The organism is Streptomyces sp. NPDC001204 (assembly GCF_053598035.1).
In genome coordinates, this window is the sequence record NZ_JBSFJL010000009.1 from 235,153 (window position 1) to 253,522 (window position 18,370).

At 72.0% G+C, this 18,370-nt stretch carries 14 protein-coding genes; 5 read left to right on the top strand and 9 right to left on the bottom strand.

Translation table 11 applies throughout. The features are described 5' to 3' along the window. Window positions 1–35 precede the first annotated feature (35 nt). From ACWC91_RS15825 to ACWC91_RS15835, 3 genes are all read right to left on the bottom strand, one after another. On the bottom strand, window positions 36–494 hold the full coding sequence (locus ACWC91_RS15825) for a MarR family winged helix-turn-helix transcriptional regulator (protein WP_281154060.1): 459 nt from the start codon (window positions 492–494) through the stop codon (window positions 36–38). Window positions 495–651: 157 nt separating this feature from the next. Then, window positions 652–2,883, bottom strand: a complete 2,232-nt coding sequence (katG, locus tag ACWC91_RS15830) for a catalase/peroxidase HPI (protein ID WP_225077583.1) — start codon at window positions 2,881–2,883, stop codon at window positions 652–654. Window positions 2,884–2,915: 32 nt separating this feature from the next. Continuing rightward, the gene (locus ACWC91_RS15835) at window positions 2,916–3,353 is read right to left on the bottom strand and encodes a Fur family transcriptional regulator (protein ID WP_225077584.1); all 438 of its coding nucleotides are present in this window, start codon (window positions 3,351–3,353) and stop codon (window positions 2,916–2,918) included. Between the two features lie 469 nt (window positions 3,354–3,822). Here ACWC91_RS15835 and ACWC91_RS15840 point away from each other — a divergent pair, with 469 nt between their 5' ends. The 4 genes from ACWC91_RS15840 (at window position 3,823) to eno (ending at window position 9,320) form a co-directional block, all read left to right on the top strand. Then, window positions 3,823–4,599: a CAP domain-containing protein gene (locus tag ACWC91_RS15840; RefSeq protein WP_450641096.1), complete on the top strand. Its 777-nt coding sequence runs from the start codon at window positions 3,823–3,825 to the stop codon at window positions 4,597–4,599. 1,299 nt (window positions 4,600–5,898) lie between these two features. Next, on the top strand, window positions 5,899–7,131 hold the full coding sequence (locus ACWC91_RS15845) for an MFS transporter (RefSeq protein ID WP_450641095.1): 1,233 nt from the start codon (window positions 5,899–5,901) through the stop codon (window positions 7,129–7,131). Window positions 7,132–7,505: 374 nt separating this feature from the next. Beyond that, window positions 7,506–8,006, top strand: a complete 501-nt coding sequence (locus ACWC91_RS15850) for an inorganic diphosphatase (protein WP_450641094.1) — start codon at window positions 7,506–7,508, stop codon at window positions 8,004–8,006. A 45-nt stretch (window positions 8,007–8,051) separates the two neighbouring features. Then, complete coding sequence (gene eno, locus ACWC91_RS15855) at window positions 8,052–9,320, top strand: phosphopyruvate hydratase (protein WP_450641093.1); 1,269 nt, start codon at window positions 8,052–8,054, stop codon at window positions 9,318–9,320. 53 nt (window positions 9,321–9,373) lie between these two features. Here eno and ACWC91_RS15860 read toward each other — a convergent pair whose 3' ends face one another. From ACWC91_RS15860 to ACWC91_RS15870, 3 genes are all read right to left on the bottom strand, one after another. Beyond that, window positions 9,374–10,306, bottom strand: coding sequence for an intradiol ring-cleavage dioxygenase (locus ACWC91_RS15860; protein ID WP_450641092.1), 933 nt, complete (start codon window positions 10,304–10,306; stop codon window positions 9,374–9,376). Further along, the gene (locus tag ACWC91_RS15865; RefSeq protein WP_376503782.1) at window positions 10,303–11,358 is read right to left on the bottom strand and encodes a maleylacetate reductase; all 1,056 of its coding nucleotides are present in this window, start codon (window positions 11,356–11,358) and stop codon (window positions 10,303–10,305) included. Before ACWC91_RS15865 ends, ACWC91_RS15860 begins: the two co-directional genes overlap by 4 nt. A 225-nt stretch (window positions 11,359–11,583) precedes the next feature. Then, window positions 11,584–12,879, bottom strand: a complete 1,296-nt coding sequence (locus tag ACWC91_RS15870; RefSeq protein ID WP_450641091.1) for an MFS transporter — start codon at window positions 12,877–12,879, stop codon at window positions 11,584–11,586. 187 nt (window positions 12,880–13,066) lie between these two features. On the opposite strand from ACWC91_RS15870, the gene ACWC91_RS15875 reads away from it, so the two are divergent. Further along, window positions 13,067–13,951: a LysR family transcriptional regulator gene (locus tag ACWC91_RS15875; protein WP_450641089.1), complete on the top strand. Its 885-nt coding sequence runs from the start codon at window positions 13,067–13,069 to the stop codon at window positions 13,949–13,951. On the opposite strand, the gene ACWC91_RS15880 is transcribed toward ACWC91_RS15875, so the two are convergent. The 3 genes from ACWC91_RS15880 to ACWC91_RS15890 form a co-directional block, all read right to left on the bottom strand. Next, on the bottom strand, window positions 13,923–15,077 hold the full coding sequence (locus ACWC91_RS15880; protein WP_225077592.1) for a PP2C family protein-serine/threonine phosphatase: 1,155 nt from the start codon (window positions 15,075–15,077) through the stop codon (window positions 13,923–13,925). The genes ACWC91_RS15875 and ACWC91_RS15880 overlap by 29 nt on opposite strands. An 81-nt stretch (window positions 15,078–15,158) precedes the next feature. After that, entirely contained in the window at window positions 15,159–16,652 is a 1,494-nt protein-coding gene (gene fumC / locus ACWC91_RS15885; protein ID WP_225077593.1) for a class II fumarate hydratase, read from the bottom strand. Next, the gene (locus ACWC91_RS15890) at window positions 16,649–18,322 is read right to left on the bottom strand and encodes an NAD-dependent malic enzyme (RefSeq protein WP_450641087.1); all 1,674 of its coding nucleotides are present in this window, start codon (window positions 18,320–18,322) and stop codon (window positions 16,649–16,651) included. Before ACWC91_RS15890 ends, fumC begins: the two co-directional genes overlap by 4 nt. Between the last annotated feature and the right edge of the window lie 48 nt (window positions 18,323–18,370).

The window sequence follows — 18,370 nt, forward strand, 5'->3', positions numbered from 1 at the left end:
AGGTGGGCTGGGGTGAGCGGTGGTGGCGCGGCGGGTCAGGAGCGCGCCTGGCGGTCCTCGATGACGCGGGCCAGGGCCGGCAGCGCGACCCGCACCGCCCGCTGCTCGGCCTCGGGCAGTTCCTCCACGAGCTGCTGCAGGGCCCGGGCGCGTTCGGCGCGGCGCTGCCGGAAGAGTTCGAGACCGGCGTCGGTGGCCTCCACCAGCACGCCCCGGCCGTCGCTGTGGTCGGCGGTGCGCCGTACCAGGCCCGCCCGCTCCAGCCGGGTCACGAGCTGGGTCATGTTGGGCTGGGACACGCTTTCCGCCCGCGCCAGCTCGGTCAGCCGGTAGGGGCCCTCGCGGCCCAGCCGGGACAGTGCCGAGGAGGCGGCCGTGCTCAGTCCGCCGGAGGTGGCGCTGCGGCGTACGTAGCGCACCATCTGTTCGACGGCGATCATCAGGTCCTCGGGCGACGCCTCGGGACCCGCTGGGTCCATAACCCGCTTATGCATAAGTGCATTATGCACTTAGATGTAGGACGAAACAAGATTCCGGGACGCGGGGAGGCGGAGACACATCGAGGCCGGCCGGAGCGGCCCGGCCGGCCTCGATGCCATGATCAGCCGAAGTCAGGCGTGATCAGCTGTGTTCGGTTGTGGTCAGGCGCGATCAGGCGAGGTCGAACCGGTCGAGGTTCATGACCTTGACCCACGCCGCGACGAAGTCCTCGACGAACTTCTCCTTCGCGTCGTCGCTCGCGTAGACCTCCGCGAGCGCGCGCAGCTCGGAGTTGGACCCGAAGACGAGGTCGGCACGGCTGCCCGTCCACTTGACCTCGCCGGTGGCGGCGTCGCGGCCCTCGAAGGCAGCGCCGTCCTCGGACGTCGCCTTCCACGTCGTGCCCAGGTCGAGCAGGTTGACGAAGAAGTCGTTGGTCAGCACGCCGGGCGTCGCGGTGAGGACACCGAGCTGCGAGCCCTTGTACGTGGCGCCGAGGGCGCGCAGACCACCGACGAGGACCGTCATCTCGGGGGCGCTCAGGGTCAGCAGGTTCGCCCGGTCGAGCAGCAGGTACTCGGCCGGCAGCCGGTTGCCCTTCCCGTAGTGGTTGCGGAAGCCGTCGGCGGTGGGCTCCAGCGCGGCGAAGGACTCCGCGTCGGTCTGCTCCTGCGAGGCGTCCACGCGGCCCGGAGTGAAGGGCACCTCGACGTCGAAGCCGGCCTCCTTGGCGGCCCGCTCGACGGCCGCACCACCGGCGAGCACGATCAGGTCGGCCAGCGAGACCCGCTTGCCGCCGCTCTGGGCGGCGTTGAAGGACTCCTGGACCTGCTCCAGGGTGCGCAGCACCGTAGCCAGCTCGTCGGGGTCGTTGACCTCCCAGCCGCTCTGCGGCTGCAGCCGGATGCGAGCGCCGTTGGCGCCGCCGCGCTTGTCGCTGCCGCGGAAGGTGGAGGCCGACGCCCACGCGGTGGACACCAGCTGCGGCACGGACAGACCCGAGTCGAGGATCCTGGCCTTGAGCTCGGCGGCGTCCCCGGCGTCGATCTGCTCGTACTCCGCCTCGGGCAGCGGGTCCTGCCACAGCAGCGTCTGCGCCGGGACCTCCGGGCCGAGGTAGCGCACGACCGGACCCATGTCGCGGTGGGTCAGCTTGAACCACGCGCGCGCGAAGGCGTCCGCGAACTCCTCCGGGTTCTCCATGAAGCGGCGCGAGATCGGCTCGTAGGCCGGGTCGACGCGCAGCGAGAGGTCCGTCGTCAGCATCGTGGGCGCGTGCCGCCTGGACGGGTCGTGGGCGTCGGGGACGGTGTCCGCGCCCGCGCCGTCCTTCGGCCGCCACTGGTAGGCGCCGGCCGGGCTCTTGAACAGCTCCCACTCATAGCCGAACAGGATCTGGAAGAAGCTGTTGTCCCAGGTGGTGGGCGTGTCCGTCCAGATGCCCTCAAGGCCGCTGGTGATCGCGTCGGCGCCCTTGCCGGTGCCGTAGGTGTTCCGCCAGCCCAGGCCCTGCTCCTCCATCGAGGCGCCCTCGGGAGCGGGGCCGACGTGATCGGCGGGGCCCGCGCCGTGGGTCTTGCCGAACGTGTGACCGCCCGCGATCAGGGCGACCGTCTCCTCGTCGTTCATCGCCATCCGGCGGAACGTCTCACGGACGTCGCGGGCCGCGGCGATCGGGTCCGGGTTGCCGTTCGGGCCCTCGGGGTTGACGTAGATCAGGCCCATCTGGACCGCGCCGAGCGGGTTCTCCAGCTCGCGGTCGCCGGTGTAGCGCTCGTCGCCGAGCCAGGTGGTCTCGGGACCCCAGTAGACGTCCTCCTCGGGCTCCCACACGTCCTCACGGCCGCCGGCGTACCCGAAGGTCTTGAAGCCCATCGACTCCAGGGCGACGTTGCCGGCGAGGATCATGAGGTCGGCCCACGAGAGGTTCCGGCCGTACTTCTTCTTCACCGGCCACAGCAGGCGGCGGGCCTTGTCCAGGTTCCCGTTGTCCGGCCAGCTGTTGAGCGGTGCGAAGCGCTGCTGGCCGGCGCCGGCGCCGCCCCGGCCGTCGCTGATCCGGTAGGTGCCGGCGCTGTGCCACGCCATCCGGATGATGAAGGGGCCGTAGTGGCCGAAGTCGGCGGGCCACCAGTCCTGCGAGGTGGTCAGCACCTCGGCTACGTCCCGTTTGACGGCCGGGAGGTCGAGGCTGTTGAACGCCTCGGCGTAGTCGAAGTCCTCGCCGAGGGGGTTGGCCACCGCGGGGTTCTTGGCAAGGATCTTCAGGTTGAGGCGCTCCGGCCACCACTGGCGGTTTCCACCGCCCTGGGTGGGGTGCGCCGCACGACCGTGCGCGACCGGGCAGCCGCCTGTGCCCTCCGTCTTCGGGTCGGTCACGATTGCATCGGGGTTCTCGGACATGGTCTTCCTTCCGGACTGGGCGGATCGCGAGCTCAGGTACTGCCGGAGGTGGAACAGGCGGGGCACAGGCCCCAGTAGTTGACCTCGGCCTCGTGGATCGAGAAGCCGTGGTCCTCGGACGCGGCCAGACAGGGAGCGTCGCCGACGGCGCAGTCGACGTCGGCGACGACACCGCACGAGCGGCACACGACGTGGTGGTGGTTGTCCCCGACGCGCCCCTCGAACCGGGCCGGGCTGCCGGCCGGTTCGATACGGCGCACGAGCCCCGCCGCGGTGAGCGCGCGCAGCGCCTCGTAGACGGCTTGCAGGGAGACGTGACCCACGCGCTCGCGCACCCCGGAGGCGATCGCCTCGACATCGAGGTGATCACCTGCCCGTACGGTCTCGAGCAGCGCCACCCGCACGGCGGTCACACGCAGGCCGGCGTCACGAAGCTCCCCGGCTGTGGACTCGGTCCGAGGTCCGGTCATGCGCCGAACCTACGCCGTAAACACGAACGACTCAAGAAAACGAAGGGTGAAAGTCCAGCGTGTCGCCGCGCCCTCTCGCATCACGCGGGACCCGGCGACACATCACGTGGAACATGGTCACGAAACCGCGATTCCGTGACATCCATCACATCATTCACGTAACTAAGCGGGCAGCTTAGTAGATGCCGCTCTGCCGACATATGGGATTTGTCCATCTTCGTGCAGAGCGCGTCGCTACCGGCCCGGCGGTGCTCCCCTCCCCCGCCGCCCTCGCTCGTCCCACGCCGCCTGCGGCCTTCTGACGGTGTGCCAGGAATCCGGCGGCCGCGGCAGCCGGGAACAGCACGCCCGCATTCGCTTTCGCAAGGGTCTCGCGAAAGTACGAGGTCACGTAGTAACAAGCGCCCTTTGCGCCCTTTGCGGAGCCGTCCAGAGAATGACGACCCCCCACCCCGAGCGAGGTCACGCAATGGGCACGCACCGCAAGAAGCTGCACTACCGGCGCATAGTCGTCGCCGCCGTCGCCACGGGCGCCGTCGCCATACCTTCCACCGCACTGGCCTGCAACCAGCCGTCCGCCCCCGGAGAGCGCCCCTCCTACGGCGCCGGGAACCAGCAGGGCAACCACGGCTGGAACCGGCAGGGCCACCCGGGCTGGAACCGGCACGGCAACCCCGTCTCCCCGGTCAGCCCCTCTTCGCCGGAGTCCCCGGCCGAGCCGGCCGCCCCCAGCCAACCGAGTGCGCCGGAGACCGCTGCGCCCGCCGAACCGAGTGCGCCCGCCGAACCGAGCGCTCCGGCCGAACCGAGCGCGCCGGAGGCCAGTGCGCCCGCCGAGCCGAGCGCGTCCAATGACACCAGCACGTCCTCCGGGGCCACGGCTCGCGTCGTGGAACTCGTCAACGCCGAGCGTTCCAAGGTCGGTTGCTCGGCGCTGACCGTGAACGACAAGCTGACCAAGGCCGCCCAGGCACACAGCGAGGACATGGCGGCCCACCAGAACATGTCGCACACCGGATCCGACGGTTCCGCCCCGGGCGACCGCATCACGCGCGCCGGCTACAGCTGGCAGACCTACGGCGAGAACGTCGCCTACGGCTACGCCACTCCCGAGCAGGTGATGGCGGGCTGGATGTCCAGCGCCGGCCACAAGGCGAACATCCTCAACTGCTCCTTCAAGGAGATCGGCGTCGGTCTCGCCCAGCCCGGCAACTACTGGACCCAGGAGTTCGGAGCCGCCCGGTGACCTGCGCCGAGACGGCGCAAGCGGCGCTCCCGGCCGCCACGGCCGGTCGGCGTTAGACGCCGCTCTTCCGCCCACCCCTCGGCGGCCACGTCGGCCGGCGCGTTACGGCACTACGCCGAACCGCGCCGGCCGACGGGTCGGGGGTGGTGCCGTCACCACCCGCCGTGTGTGCGGGGGCGGGTCCCGCGGTCACGGTCGCTGGGCAGGAACTCCCGCACCTCGGCGGACGCCCCGCAGGAGTTGTCGCCGATCATGCCGCCCGGCGCACAGTGGGTGTGCGTCGACGACTTGGGGCCGAACTGGAGGCGGTGACCGCGGTACGGGAGCGGCCGTCGCCCTGGCCCGCAGTGCGGGCGTCCGGATGCCCTGGTTGCTGGGAGGGGTGGTCACCCGCGCCCTGGCCCTGCCCGCCGCGGACCTGCCCGTGGCACGCCCGGGAGTGAGTGACCCTGCGAGCTGGTCGGCCCAGGACTGGGCGTCGGACGTGGTGCCGCACCTGCCGTACGGACTCGTCACCCACGGCCTGCTGAGCGCGGCGGAACACCGGCCGTGTACAGGCGGCCCCGCGTCGGACTCGGGTTGGCGATCGCCGGGCAGTGACGGATCGTGATCGAACAGGCGCCAGGTGCGCCGCGCTCGGGCCGTTGTTCGCCGGCAGCGCGGTCCGCCGGGCGGCGACCCTGAGGCGCGGCGGGATGGCCGTGACCTGGATCGACGTGTGGCTGCACACCCCGTGACCAGCTCCATCCGGCTCCGGCTGGCCTGTGGGCCCGGTGTGGGAGCAGCATGGACGGTGATGGGCGATGAGGCTCGCCCTTGCCCGCACATCCGGTGCCGATGGCCTCTGCGAGTACCGGCCGCCGACCGGCGGCCCGGCCACGGAGGCGCCGCGGATGTACGTGTACACGATGCGCAGGGTCCGCAGGGCCCATGGCTACGAGGTCGTCCTCGATGCCGTCGCCCTCGCCCTCCCGCCCGGCGCCAGGATCGGCGTGGTGGAGCCGAACGGCACCGGTAAGTCCACCCTCCCGCGGATCAGGCGGGCCTGGGGCGACCGGCCGGCTGCGAGGTCTCCTGGACCGGGTCGCCACGCGCATCCTGGCCTGGGAGCGGGGCGCCGACTGGTGTTGCTTCGAGGGCGACTTCACCGACCGCCAGGCCCGCAAACGCAGGCGGCCGGGCCCCGAGGTGACCCGCCCTCACCCGGTCGCCCACCGCCGCCCGGTCCGCGGCTGGCCCTCCGAACACGCCCGCGCACAGCACCCACCCGCCGCGCGGGACGGCCCGACGGAGACGTTCATGGCCCTGCCCGACCGCCGTGAGCGGACACCGGCGGCACCACGGCCGGGGCACACCGCCCCGGCCAGGAGCGCGGCGCTGCGCTTCGTGCTGCTCATCGGCGTGGTGAGCATGTTCTCGGACATGACCCACGAGGGCGCTCGCGGAGTCACCGGCCCCTTCCTCGGCTCGCTCGGCGCCGGCGGCCTCGTCGTCGCCCTGGTCGCCGGAACCGGCGAACTCCTCGGCTACGCACTGAGGTTCGTGTTCGGCTGCGCCGCGGACCGCACGGGCAGGTACTGGCCGATCACGGCCGTCGGCTACACGGTGCAGATGCTGGCCGTACCGCTGCTGGCCGTGGCCGGCTACTGGCCGGTGGCCGCCGTGCTGATCGTCGCCGAGCGCAGCGGCCGCGCGATGCGCACCCCGGCCCGGGACGCGATGCTCGCGCACGCCACCGCCGAGCTGGGCCGCGGCCGGGTCTACGGCGTACGGGAGGCCCTCGACGCCGCCGGTGCGACGGCCGGCCCACTCATCGTGGCCGGAGTCCTGGCCCTGCACGGCGGTTACCGTGTCGGCTTCGCCGTGCTCGCCGTTCCGGCCGCCCTCACGCTCCTCGTCCTGGCCGGCGCGTGGCGTCGGTATCCCGATCCGGCGGGCCTGGAAGTCGACGAGGGCGTTCCCGACCGGCGGGGCACCCCGAGGGCCTTCTGGATCTACCTGGCGGGCATGGGGCTGATCGCCGCCGCCTACACCGACTACCCGCTCATCGCCTACCACTTCGGCCGGGCCCATGTGGTCGCCACCCCCTGGATTCCCGTGCTGTACGCGGGCGCCATGGCCTCCGAGGCGGTGGCCGCCCTCGTGCTCGGCCGGTCGTTCGACCGGTGGGGCCTGCGGACGGTGGTGGGGGCGACCCTGCTGACGGCGTGCTTCCCGCCGCTGGTCTTCCTCGGCAACGCGGTACCCGCGGTGATCGGTGTGGTGCTGTGGGGTCTGGGGGCGGCCGTCCAGGAGTCCGTGGTCAGGGCCGCCGTCACCGGCATGGTCGGCCCGGACCGGCGGGCCTCCGCCTTCGGTCTGTTCGACACCGGCTTCGGACTGTGCTGGTTCGCCGGCAGTCTCGCCCTGGGAGCCCTCTACGACCGCTCGGTGACGGATCTGGTGGCCTTCTCGGTCGTGCTGCAACTGGCCGCCGTTCCCGTGCTGCTGGCGGTGCGGCCGATGTCCGGTGCCGGGACGGGCCGCCGATGAAGAGGATCGCCGCCGCCCGGGGTCGGGGCCACACCACGGAGGGCGCTCGGGACGGCGTGCCCGGCGTGACGCGCGGCGTCGCCGACCTGGTCGCGGTGTCGACGAGACCTGTTCGGCGTACGCTGGATGCCAGCCACGGCGATCCGCCGGGCACCCGCAGAACGCGCCGAGCGTCGGTGATGGGGCTCACCGAAACCGCGGCATGACGCCGCTGACGGTCCCTGGTCCAACGGATGTGACCAGGAGGAACGATGCCCACGCCGACCGGCCCTCGCTCCCCGGCCACGGCCCGGTCCGCCCATGCCCGCCCGGCACGTACGGCCGCACGCCCTGGTGCCGCACGGCGAGACGGCTTCCGCCACCAGGAGGACACCATGGAGTTCGACGTGATCGTTGAGATCCCCCAGGGGTCCCGGAACAAGTACGAGATGGACCACGAACTGCACCGCATCCGGCTGGACCGGCTGCTGTTCACCTCCACCCAGTATCCGGCGGACTACGGCTACATCGACGGCACGCTGGGCCGCGACGGCGACCCGCTGGACGCGCTGGTGCTGACCGGCGAGCCGACGTTCCCCGGCTGCACCATCGAGTGCCGGGCGGTGGGCATGTTCGCCATGAAGGACGAACGCGGCCCCGACGAGAAGATCCTCTGCGTCCCCGCGCACGATCCGCGGTACGCGGACGTGCAGGACATCGACGACATCCCCATTTTCGACCGGCTGGAGATCACCCACTTCTTCGAGGTGTACAAGGACCTGGAACCCGGCAAGTCCGTCGAGGGCTCGCACTGGGAGGGCCGCGAGCAGGCCTACGCGGAGATCGAAGCCTCCCGCACCCGTGCCACCGGCGAGCAGGCGCCCGTCCACGGCTGAGGAACGTTCCGGGACCGTTCCCGAAGGATCCGAGGGGAAAAGCCCATGACCTTGCGGATCGGTCGGCTGCACGCCGTCGAGATCCTCGACTCCCGCGCCCGCCCCACGCTCGCCGTCACCCTCACCGCGGGCGACGGGACCCGGGTCCGGGCCGGCGTCCCCTCCGGTGCGTCCACCGGCACCCGGGAGGCCGTCGAACTGCGCGACGGCGACCGGTCCCGATACGGCGGGCAGGGCGTGCTGGGGGCGGTCGGACACGTCAACGGCGAGATCGCCCGGGCCCTGACCGGCCGCGGCTTCGCCTCGGCCGCCGACGTCGACCGGGCGCTGATCGAACTGGACGGCACCGGCACCAAGTCACGGCTGGGCGCCAACGCCGTCGTCGGTGTCTCCCTCGCCGTCTGGCGCGCCGAGGCCGCCCTCGCCGGGCGGGAGTTGTGGCAGCACCTCGCCCGGGTCGCGGGCACCACCCCACGCCTGCCGGTGCCGCACTTCAACGTCGTCAACGGCGGCGTGCACGCGGCCGGCGACCTCGACTTCCAGGAGTTCATGCTCGCCCCGCTCGGCGCGCCCGACCTGCCCGAGGCCGTACGCGCGGGTGCCGAGGTGTACGCGCGGCTCAAGTCCCGCCTGTCCGCCGGCGGGCACGCCACCGGCCTGGGCGACGAGGGCGGCTTCGCCCCCGCCGTCGACCGCCCCGAGGACGTCCTGCGACTCCTGGTCGAGGCGATCGGCGACACCGGCCGCATCCCCGGCCGGGAGGGCGTCGCGATCGCCCTGGACCCGGCCGCCGGCGAGTTCCGCGGGCCGGACGGCCTGTACCGGGTGGCGGGCGAGGCGCTGAGCAGTGACCGGCTCATCGACCGCTACGAGGCGATCGTCGGCCGCTTCCCGGTGTGGTCCATCGAGGACGGACTTGCCGAGGACGACTGGGACGGCTGGTTCCGCCTGACCGCACGCCTCGGCGACCGCGTCCAACTGATGGGCGACGACATCTTCGTCACCGACCCCGCCCTCATCGCCCAGGCGGTCGGCAAGCGGGTCGCCAACTCCGCCCTCATCAAGGTCAACCAGATCGGCACCGTCACCGAGACCCTGGACGCCCTGCGGGTCTGCCGCGAGGCCGGCTACCCGCAGATGGTCTCCCACCGCTCCGGCGAGACCGAGGACGACTTCGTCGCCGACCTCGCCGTGGGGACCGGCTGCGGCCAGATCAAGTCCGGTGCCCCGGCGCGCGGCGAACGGACCGTCAAGTACAACCGCCTGATCGAGATCGCCGACGCCCACCCCTCACTGCCGTTCGGTCTCGCCTGATTCGTCATGACGGGTTCGTCATACAGCTTGATGCACTGCTGATTGAGCGTCGCTCAGGCTTCGGCTCGTGCCAGGACGATGTCGAAGCGCACCTTCGACCAGGTGCCCCCGATCCGGCGGCCGTCCGGGGTGGCGGTGCCCGGGGCCCGCTGTTCGAAGTCCTTGACCAGCGACTCCTTGACGCCGAAGACGCTGTCGCGGTCGAGCAGTTCGTCGCCGCGCACGAAGACGTGCGTGACGAGCCGCCGGTGGCCGTCCGCCGTGACCATGAAGTGCAGGTGCGAGGCGCGGTACGGCGAGCGGCCGACGGCCCGGAGCATCCTGCCGACCGGCCCGTCGTGCGGGATCGGGTACGGCGTGGGCGTGATGCCCCAGAAGCTGTAGCGGCCCTGCCGGTCGGTGAAGAGGTGGGCCCGGGCCGCGGTACGGCCGTCGTCGTACTGCACGTCGTAGAGGCCGTCCTCGTCGGCCTCCCACACCTCGATGCGGGCGCCGGCCAGCGGAGCGCCGTCGGAGCCGGTGACCGTGCCCTCCACCCAGCACGGCTCCCCCGTCGCGCCGAACGACATGTCGCCGCCGATCGGGATCCTCGGGGAGCCTTCGACGAAGAAGGGTCCGAAGACGGTCGCCTCAGTGGCGTCACCACAGGCCTGGTTGTTGATCGCGATGGTCTGCATCGAGGCGCCGAGGGTGTCGGAGAGCAGGATGAACTCCTGCCGCCTGTCGTCGGTGATGTGGCCGGCCTCGGTGAGGAACGCGATCGCCGCGGCCCACTCCTCCTCGGTCGGGCGGACCTCCCGCAGGAAAGCGTGCAGATGCTCGACCAGCGAGACCATCACCTGTTTCAGGCGCGGGTCCCGGCACTGGCCGAAGGAGCGGACGACGCGCTGGAGCAGCTCCTCCTCCCGGGCCTCCTGCTCGGCGGACACGGACGGCCGGGGCGTCTCGTGCTCGGCCCCGGCGGACCCGGTGCGGACGTCGGTCATGACGGTGCGCTCCCTTCCCATGCTGCGTGCAGCAGTGCGGTGATGTCGTCCCCGGTGACGGGGGCGGGGTTGCCGGCGGGGATCGCCGCCAGGATCGGCGCGACCGCCTTGGCGATTCCGTCCTCTGGCATGCCGTAGTCCCTGAGCGCCTTCGGCGCGTTGAGCCTGGCGCGCAGCGCGGCCAGGCCCGCCGAGGCGGTCGTACTGCCGAAGGCCTGCGCGATGCGCTGCTCGGCCTCGGGGGCGTGGGGTGCGTTGAAGGCCAGTACGTGGGGCAGGACGACGGCGTGGGTCTGGGCGTGCGGGAGATTGAACATGCCGCCCAGCACATGGCAGATCTTGTGGTGCATGCCCGAACCGGCGCCGGCGAAGGAGACCGCGGCGAGGTAGGCGCCGTAGAGCGTCTGCTCGATCCCCGGCGTGCTCGCCGGGTCCCCGGCCACGACGGGCAGGCCGGCGGCCAGGGCGCGGACGCCCTCCCCCGCGAGCACGCGGTCGATCGGGTCGGCGCGCGGCCCCCAGAAGGAGTCGACGCAGTGCGCCATCGCGTTCAGCCCCGACGCCACCGACAGTTCACCCGGGAGGCCGGTCAGCAGGACGGCGTCGTACACGATCGAGCGCGGCAGCACCGCGTCGTCGACCCCGGTGGTCTTGGTCCCGCCCTCGGTCAGGCCCCACACGTTGGTCGCCTCGGAGCCGGCGTAGGTCGTCGGGACGGCGACGATCGGCAGGCGGGTGGTCAACGCGACCGCCTTGGCCAGACCCGTGGTCGAGCCGCCGCCGACGCTGACCAGCACGTCGGCGCCGGATGCGGCGGCCGCGTCGCGGGCACGCCGGGCCACCTCGACCGGTACGTGCATCACGACCTCGTCGTGGCGCACGACGACCGGGATCTCCCGCGCGATCGGGTCGACCAGGGCCGCCTCGCGGTCGGAGGCGATCAGCATGGCCTTCCGCGCCCCCAGCGCCGCGACCTCGCCGGCCACCGCGCCCGCCGCCCCACCCGGTGCGAACACCACTCGCTGCGGCAGCGTCTCGTGAATGAACTCCATGGCACGTTCTCGTCTCTCGAAGGGTCACACACAGGGATCCCTCATAGGCTTTCGCACCGGCTCGGCACACGTCACCACCGCGCGGTGAGCATGTCGTCCGGTTCCGTGTCCGAGCCGCGGCGCGGGCCCGTTGCTCGGCGCCGTCCGGGAGGTGGTTGCCGTGTGCCCGGTCGTGGCTGACGGTCTGGGAGTCGGGTGGAGCCCATGGACGCTGCCCGGCCGGGTTCATCGCCCGTGCCGTGGAGCGGGCTCGCCGGTCGCGGTGGGTCCCTGGCGGCGACCGCGTACGGCCACGGCGACGAGCAGCGCGAGGACGACGACGGTGAACCACGTCGTCGCGTCGGACAGGCTCATGGTGCGGCTGGCCGCTCCAAGGCCGACGGGAAGCAGTGCCAGACCGAGGTAGGAGGCGAGGAACAGACCGGCGAGGGCTTCGCCGCGCCGGGACGGCGCCGCCACGCCCGCCACCTGCCCGACGGCGGACTTGAACAGCACGCCCGCGCCGGCCCCGGCGATGATCCCGGCGAGCAGGAACACGGGCAGGCTGGCGAGGTGGATGCCCACCGTGAGGACGGCCATGCCCACGGCCTGGGCGAGCAGCCCGATGTGCCAGCGCGCCCGGGCGCCGAGCCGGCCGGTGCCCGTCTGGGCCGCCGCCGCGGCTGCGAACACCGCGGACACGACCAGTCCGGCGAGCGCCCGGGACGGGTGGTGCAGGGTCCCGCCGACGAATCCGGGGACCACGGAGGTGAACAGGCCGAACACGGCCATGGAGGTGAACCCGGCCGCCGCGGCGGCGAGGAATCCGGGGTCGCCGAGGGCGATCCCGGCTCGCTGCGGGCGGTAGGGTGGCCTGACGGTGGGCTTGTCGACGGTCTCGGGCATCAGCGCGATGGCGGCCGCGCCGGTCAGCAGCAGCACGAAGAAGACCGCGTACGGCAGCCGGAGCGGCGCGCCCAGGTACTGGGCGAGCACTCCGGCGGCGATGGGCCCGAGGCCGAGTCCGCCGATGTTGGCCGCGGTCGACACGATCTCGAACCGCCGTGCCGAGGCGCCGGGCCGGTGGGCGCTGTGCAGTTCCTGAAGATAGGCGGTGGCGGTCGCCGTCAGTGTGCCGACGCCGAGACCGGTGACCAGCCGGGCGACGAGCAGTACCGGCAGGGCCGGCGCGGACAGGAACAGGGCGGCGGCGAGAAGTTCCAGTGCCAGGGCCGACGTCATGACCTTCTTGCGGCCCAGCCAGTCCGAGACGTGCCCGGCGAGCAGCAGGCTGATCAGCACTCCGACCGCGTAGACGGCGAACACGACCGTGACCGTGAACGTGGAGAACCCGTCATGGGCCTCGTACAGGGGATACAGCGGTGTGGGAACGGTGGAGAACGCCATCGCGGTCACGAACACCGCGGCGACCGTCCAGAACCCCGCGCCGTACCGGAACACGGTGTCCGGACGCGCGGAGGCTCGGGTCTTCGGGGCGGACGCGCGGTCCGTACGCGCACCCGTGGCCGACGTCGGCGGCATGAGAGCACTCCCGTCCTCGACTGTCTCGACGGTGGATTCCGGCGGCGGTGAACGGCCTCGGTCCTTCGTTCGCCGCGTTCACCGCCTTCTGGTGCCAACGACCCGGCGGATCCGTTTTTTCCCGTTGTGCGGAGATAATCCAAGATGACGGTTATCTGTGCGGGAGATGGCCCAGGGAAGGCCGGCCATGGATCTTCGGGAGATGAAGGTCGTCGTCGCGGTCGCCGAAGAGGGCGGGTTCAGCGCCGCGGCCCGGCGGCTGCACGTCGCGCAGTCAGCGGTCTCCAGCGCGGTCCGCGCCCTGGAACGCGAACTGGGCGCGGCGCTGTTCCACCGCACCACCCACCGGGTGTCGCTGACCCCCGCGGGGCGCGCCTTCCTGCCGGCCGCGCGTGCCGCCCTGCGCGCTGCCGAGGAGGCCAGGACCGCCGTCGACCTCGCTCAGGGCGAGTTGCACGGGGAGATCACGATCGGTGTGATGCAAGGGCTGCACGGCGGCCTCGCGACGGCACTGGCGGACTTCCACCGGGAGCATCCGGGCGTGGTGGTCCGGCTGCGCCAGGCCCCGGCCGCGGACATCCCGCAGGCGCTGCGCGACGGTGCCGTGGACCTGGCCGTGACCGCTCTGGACACCCCGGTGCCACGTGGTCTTTCGACCCGGCTGCTGTCACGGGAGGAGATGGTCCTGATGACCGCGCCGGCGCCGGACGGTCTGCCGTCCGAGGGTCCGGTGACCCTGGCCGAGGCCGCCGGGCTGCCGCTGGTGGACTTCTCTCCGGGCTGGGCGGTGCGGCACGAGGTCGACAGGGCCTTCCAGGCGGCGTCCCTGGAACGCGCCGTCACGTTCGAGGTGAACGACCTGCTCGCGGCCGCCGATCTCGTCCGGCAGGGCCTCGGCGTGTGCATCATGCCCCCGTCGCTCGCGGCCCGGTTCCCGGAACTCCCGGTCCGCCCCTTCGCCGCGCAGGCGCCCGCCTGGACCGTCGGAGTCGTCCATCCGCGCGGCGACCTGTCTCCCGCGGTCGCCGCGTTCCTGCGCCACGTCAGACAGCTTCGTGCACCCGATGACTGAGGTGGAGGCCGGTGTGCGGCACGGGCGCGCGCCGGATGGCGAGGATGGCGGCGTCGTCGCCGAGAGCCCCGTCGGTGTGGGCGAGAAGATCCTGTTCCACGCGCTGCACCAGCGTCCTGGGTCCGCACTTGGTCCACTGCGCGACCCGTTCCCGCAGCGGGTAGAAGACCCGGCCGCGGTCACGGGCCTCCACGACGCCGTCGGTGTAGAGGAGCAGGGTGTCACCTGGGTGGAACGAGAAGGCATGCGTGTCGTAGGCGTCCGGCCGGAGTCCCGACATGCCCAGCGGAGGCGCCGGGCGGGGACTCGTCACGGAGATGACGTGACCGTGCCTGATCAGGAAAGGCGGCGGGTGCCCGCAGTGGACGACCCGTGCCACGGGACTGTGCTCGGGGATCTCCAGCAGCAGCGCCGTGATGAAGTGCTCCTGGGCCTCCCCGTCCGCTTCCGGGAATTCGGTGAGGTAGCGGCAGACGCTGCGGTCCAGGGCCTCCGCGAGGGCGGGCAGCGTGGCGTGGTGGTGCGCGGCCTCCCGGAACGAGCCGAGCAGCGTGGCCGCCTCCCCGATCGCGGCCAGCCCCTTTCCCCGCACGTCGCCGACGATCACCCGTGTACGGTCCCCGGTGCGCGTCACCGCGTACAGGTCGCCGCCGATGCACGCCTCCTTCTCGGCCGCCAGGTACGAGGAGGCGATGTGCAGGTCGCCGAGGTGGTCGGGCAGCGGGCGCAGCAGGGCTCTCTGGGCGGCCTCGGACACGGACCGCACCTGGGCCAGTTCCGCCTTCTGCCGGTCCCGGAAGAAGCACACCACCATGGCGAAGACCGAGAGGATCGCGAGCGCGACGAGCTGCGAGATGTGGTTGGTGCTGCTCACTCCGCCCTGGACCACCGCGATGATCAACTCCGCTCCCACCGCCAGCGCCCCGATCAGCCCGGTCAGCAGGTAACCGCCGAACGAGGTGGTGATGGCGGGGGCCACGACGAGCAGCGGGCCGAGGTGGACGGATTCCGGCGAGTGGATGTCCCCCAGGGTGATCGCGACGATCAGCACCAGTGGAATCGCCACCAGCGCGTGGCGCGAGCGCCACGGCTGCCGCGGCCGGTCGAGGCGCTGCCGTATGTGCATGGTTCCAATGTGCCCCAGCCGAGCGAAACCTGGCCCGGCGATCTCCCGTCCGGCGGGCAGGTCCGAAGCGTGACGGCGTGTTCACCCGTGCCGCCCGGCCGCGCCGACCATGGCGGCCGGGTCGACGACGCGGTCGAATTCCTCGGCGGTGACGTAGCCGGAGGCCAGTGCGGCCTCGCGCAGGGTGGTGCCCTCGTCGTCGGCTCTGTGGGCGATGGCCGAGGCCTTGTCGTAGCCGATGACCGGTGAGAGCGCGGTGACGAGCATCAGTGACCGGTCGACGTACCTGTCGATCTGGTCGCGGTTGAGCCGAGCGCCCTCGACGCAGTACTGGCGCAGCTTGGTGCAGGCGTCGGCGAGGATGGTGGCCGCGTGCAGGAAGTTGTTGATGACGATCGGGCGCATGGCGTTGAGCTCGAAGTTGCCCTGTGAGCCGGCGAAGGCGACGGCGGTGTCCTCGGCCAGCACCTGGATGCAGACCATGACCATCGCCTCGCACTGGGTCGGATTGACCTTCCCCGGCATGATCGAGGAGCCCGGCTCGTTCGCCGGGAGGCTCAGTTCCGCCAGGCCGCAGCGGGGTCCGGAGGCCAGCCAGCGGATATCGTTGGCGATCTTCATCAACGGCACGGCCAGCGCCCTCAGCCCGGCCGAGGCGCCGACCATGGCGTCCAGACCGCCCTGGGCCGCGAACTTGTTCTCGGCCGTGGTGAACGGGAGGCCGGTCGCGGAGGCGATCTCGGCGGCGACCCGCTCGCCGAATCCGGGCGGGGCGTTGAGCCCGGTCCCGACCGCGGTGCCGCCCATGGCCAGCTCGTACAGTCCCTCCGCGGATCCGGTGACCCGGCCGGCCGCCTGCTCGAGCTGGTGGGCGTAGCCGGACCACTCCTGTCCGGCGGTGAGCGGCACGGCGTCCTCCAGATGGGTGCGGCCGGTCTTGACCACGTCGTGCCACTGCTCGGCCTTGGCCTCGATCGCTAGCCGGAGCTCCCGCACGCTGGGCAGCAGGCGTTCGCGGACGGCCTTGACCGCGGCGATGTGCATGGCGGTGGGGAAGGTGTCGTTGGAGGACTGCCCCATGTTGACGTGGTCGTTGGGGTGGACGGGTGTCTTGCTGCCCAGTTCGCCGCCGACGAGTTGGATGGCACGGTTGCCGATCACCTCGTTGGTGTTCATGTTGGACTGCGTCCCGGACCCGGTCTGCCACACGTACAGCGGGAAGTGGTCGTCGAGTTCGCCGGCGATGACCTCGTCCGCCACCTTCTCGATCAGGCGGGCCTTCCAGGCCGGCAGCCGTCCGGCCCGCCCGTTGACGGTCGCGGCGGCCTTCTTGACGTAGCCGTAGGCGTGGTAGACGGCCTTGGGCATCCGGTCGTCCCCGATGGAGAAGTGGATCAGCGAGCGCTGCGTCTGCGCGCCCCAGTACCGGTCGGCCGGGACGTCGACGGCGCCCATCGAGTCGGTCTCCCGCCGGGTGCCGGTCGCGTGCAGTCCGACGGGTATGTCGCGGATCTTCGGGGCGCGGTCGTCCCGGGCGTCGCCGTCGGGGGTCACGCCGGCGCCGGGCGGTGTCATGAATCCGCTCCGCCCGCGTAGACGGGCTGCCACATGGCTTGGCGGACCGCCCGGTCGGGGTCGGCGGGTTCGTGGGCGGCGACGCCCTCGCCGACGGCCGCTCGGACCACGGCCGCCGCGGTGAGCGCCGACGACTCGCGCAGGTTCTCCACCGGCGGGAGCAGCGAGGCTCCCGGCGCGGAGACGTCGACCTGGTCGGCCACCGCCTGCGCGGCCGCGAGCAGCATGCCGGCGGTCACGTGCGACGCGCGGGAGACGATCGTGCCCAGACCCAGGCCGGGATACAGCAGCGCGTTGTTGGCCTGGGCGATCCGGTAGGTCACTCCGCCGTGCTCCACGGGCGCGGCGGGGATGCCGACGGCGACCAGGGCCTTGCCCTTGGACCAGGCGATGACGTCGGCGGGCACGGCCTCGATGCGCGACGTGGGGTTGGAGATCGGGAAGATGACCGGCCGCTCGGTGCCGGCGGCCATGGCCTCGACGACCTCGCGGGTGAACGCCCCGTGCACGGTGGAGGTGCCCAGCAGGATGGTCGGTTCGACCCGGCGCACGGTCTCCAGCAGGGAGATCGCGCCGCCGTCACCCGCCCAGCCCGCGACCTCCGCCGGATCGCGCGCGTACGGCCGCTGGAAGTCGCGCAGATCGGCCATGTCACGGGTGAGCAGGCCCTGTTTGTCGATCAGCCACACCTGTGCGGTGGCCTGCTCGCGGCTCGCGCCGTCACGGATCATGGCGTCGCGCAGCTGGTCGGCGATACCGACACCGGCGGTACCGGCGCCGAAGACCACGAGCCTCTGCTCGCGCATCGGCACACCGCTGACCTTGACGGCCGACAGCGCCGCGGCCAGGGTGATCGCCCCGGTGCCCTGCATGTCGTCGTTGAAGATCCGGTAGGTGCCGCCGTAGGCCTCCAGGATCCGCCGGGCGTTGCTGGGGCCGAAGTCCTCGAAGTGCAGCAGCGCGCCGGGGAACATCGACGACGCGGTCCGCAGGTACCTCTCGATGAACGCGTCGTAGCCGGCGCCGCGCACCCTGTGGTGCCGGTTGCCCAGGTACAGCGGGTCGTCCAGCAGGGACGCCCGGTCCGTGCCCACGTCCAGCGACACGGGGATGACGCGGCGCGGGTCGATGCCGGCGGCCGCCGTGTACACGGCCAGCTTGCCGACCGAGATCTGGATGCCGCCCACGCCCCAGTCTCCGATGCCCAGGATCTCCTCCGCGTCCGTGCACACGATCAGGTCCACGTCCTCGGGCCCGAACCGAAGCGTGGCGAAGGCCTTCTCGATGTCCTCCGGGCGGTCGACGGACAGGAAGACACCCCGGGGGCGGCGGTACTCGTGGGAGTACTTCTCGATCGCCTCGCCGACCGTGGGGTCGTACACGATGGGCAACAGATCCACCAGGTGATCCGTGAGCACCCGGTAGTACAGGGTCTCGTTGCGGTCGTGGAGCTGCTCCAGGAACACGTTCTTGGCCAAGTCGCCGCCCTGGGCCTGCAACTGGTCGTAGGCGCGGCGCGCCTGCTGCTCGAGTGTCAGCACCCCCGACGGCAGTCGCCCGGTCAGGCCCAGCTCGTCCCGCTCCGCCTGCGTGAACGCCACCCCGTGGTTCAGCAGCGGATCCGCCAGGGCGCTCGGAGGGGCGGAAGTCCGCACGGTGCTCTTGGTCATGATGCTTTCCCCATATGCGTAACGGTGCGTGCGGCTCGGCGACCCCGC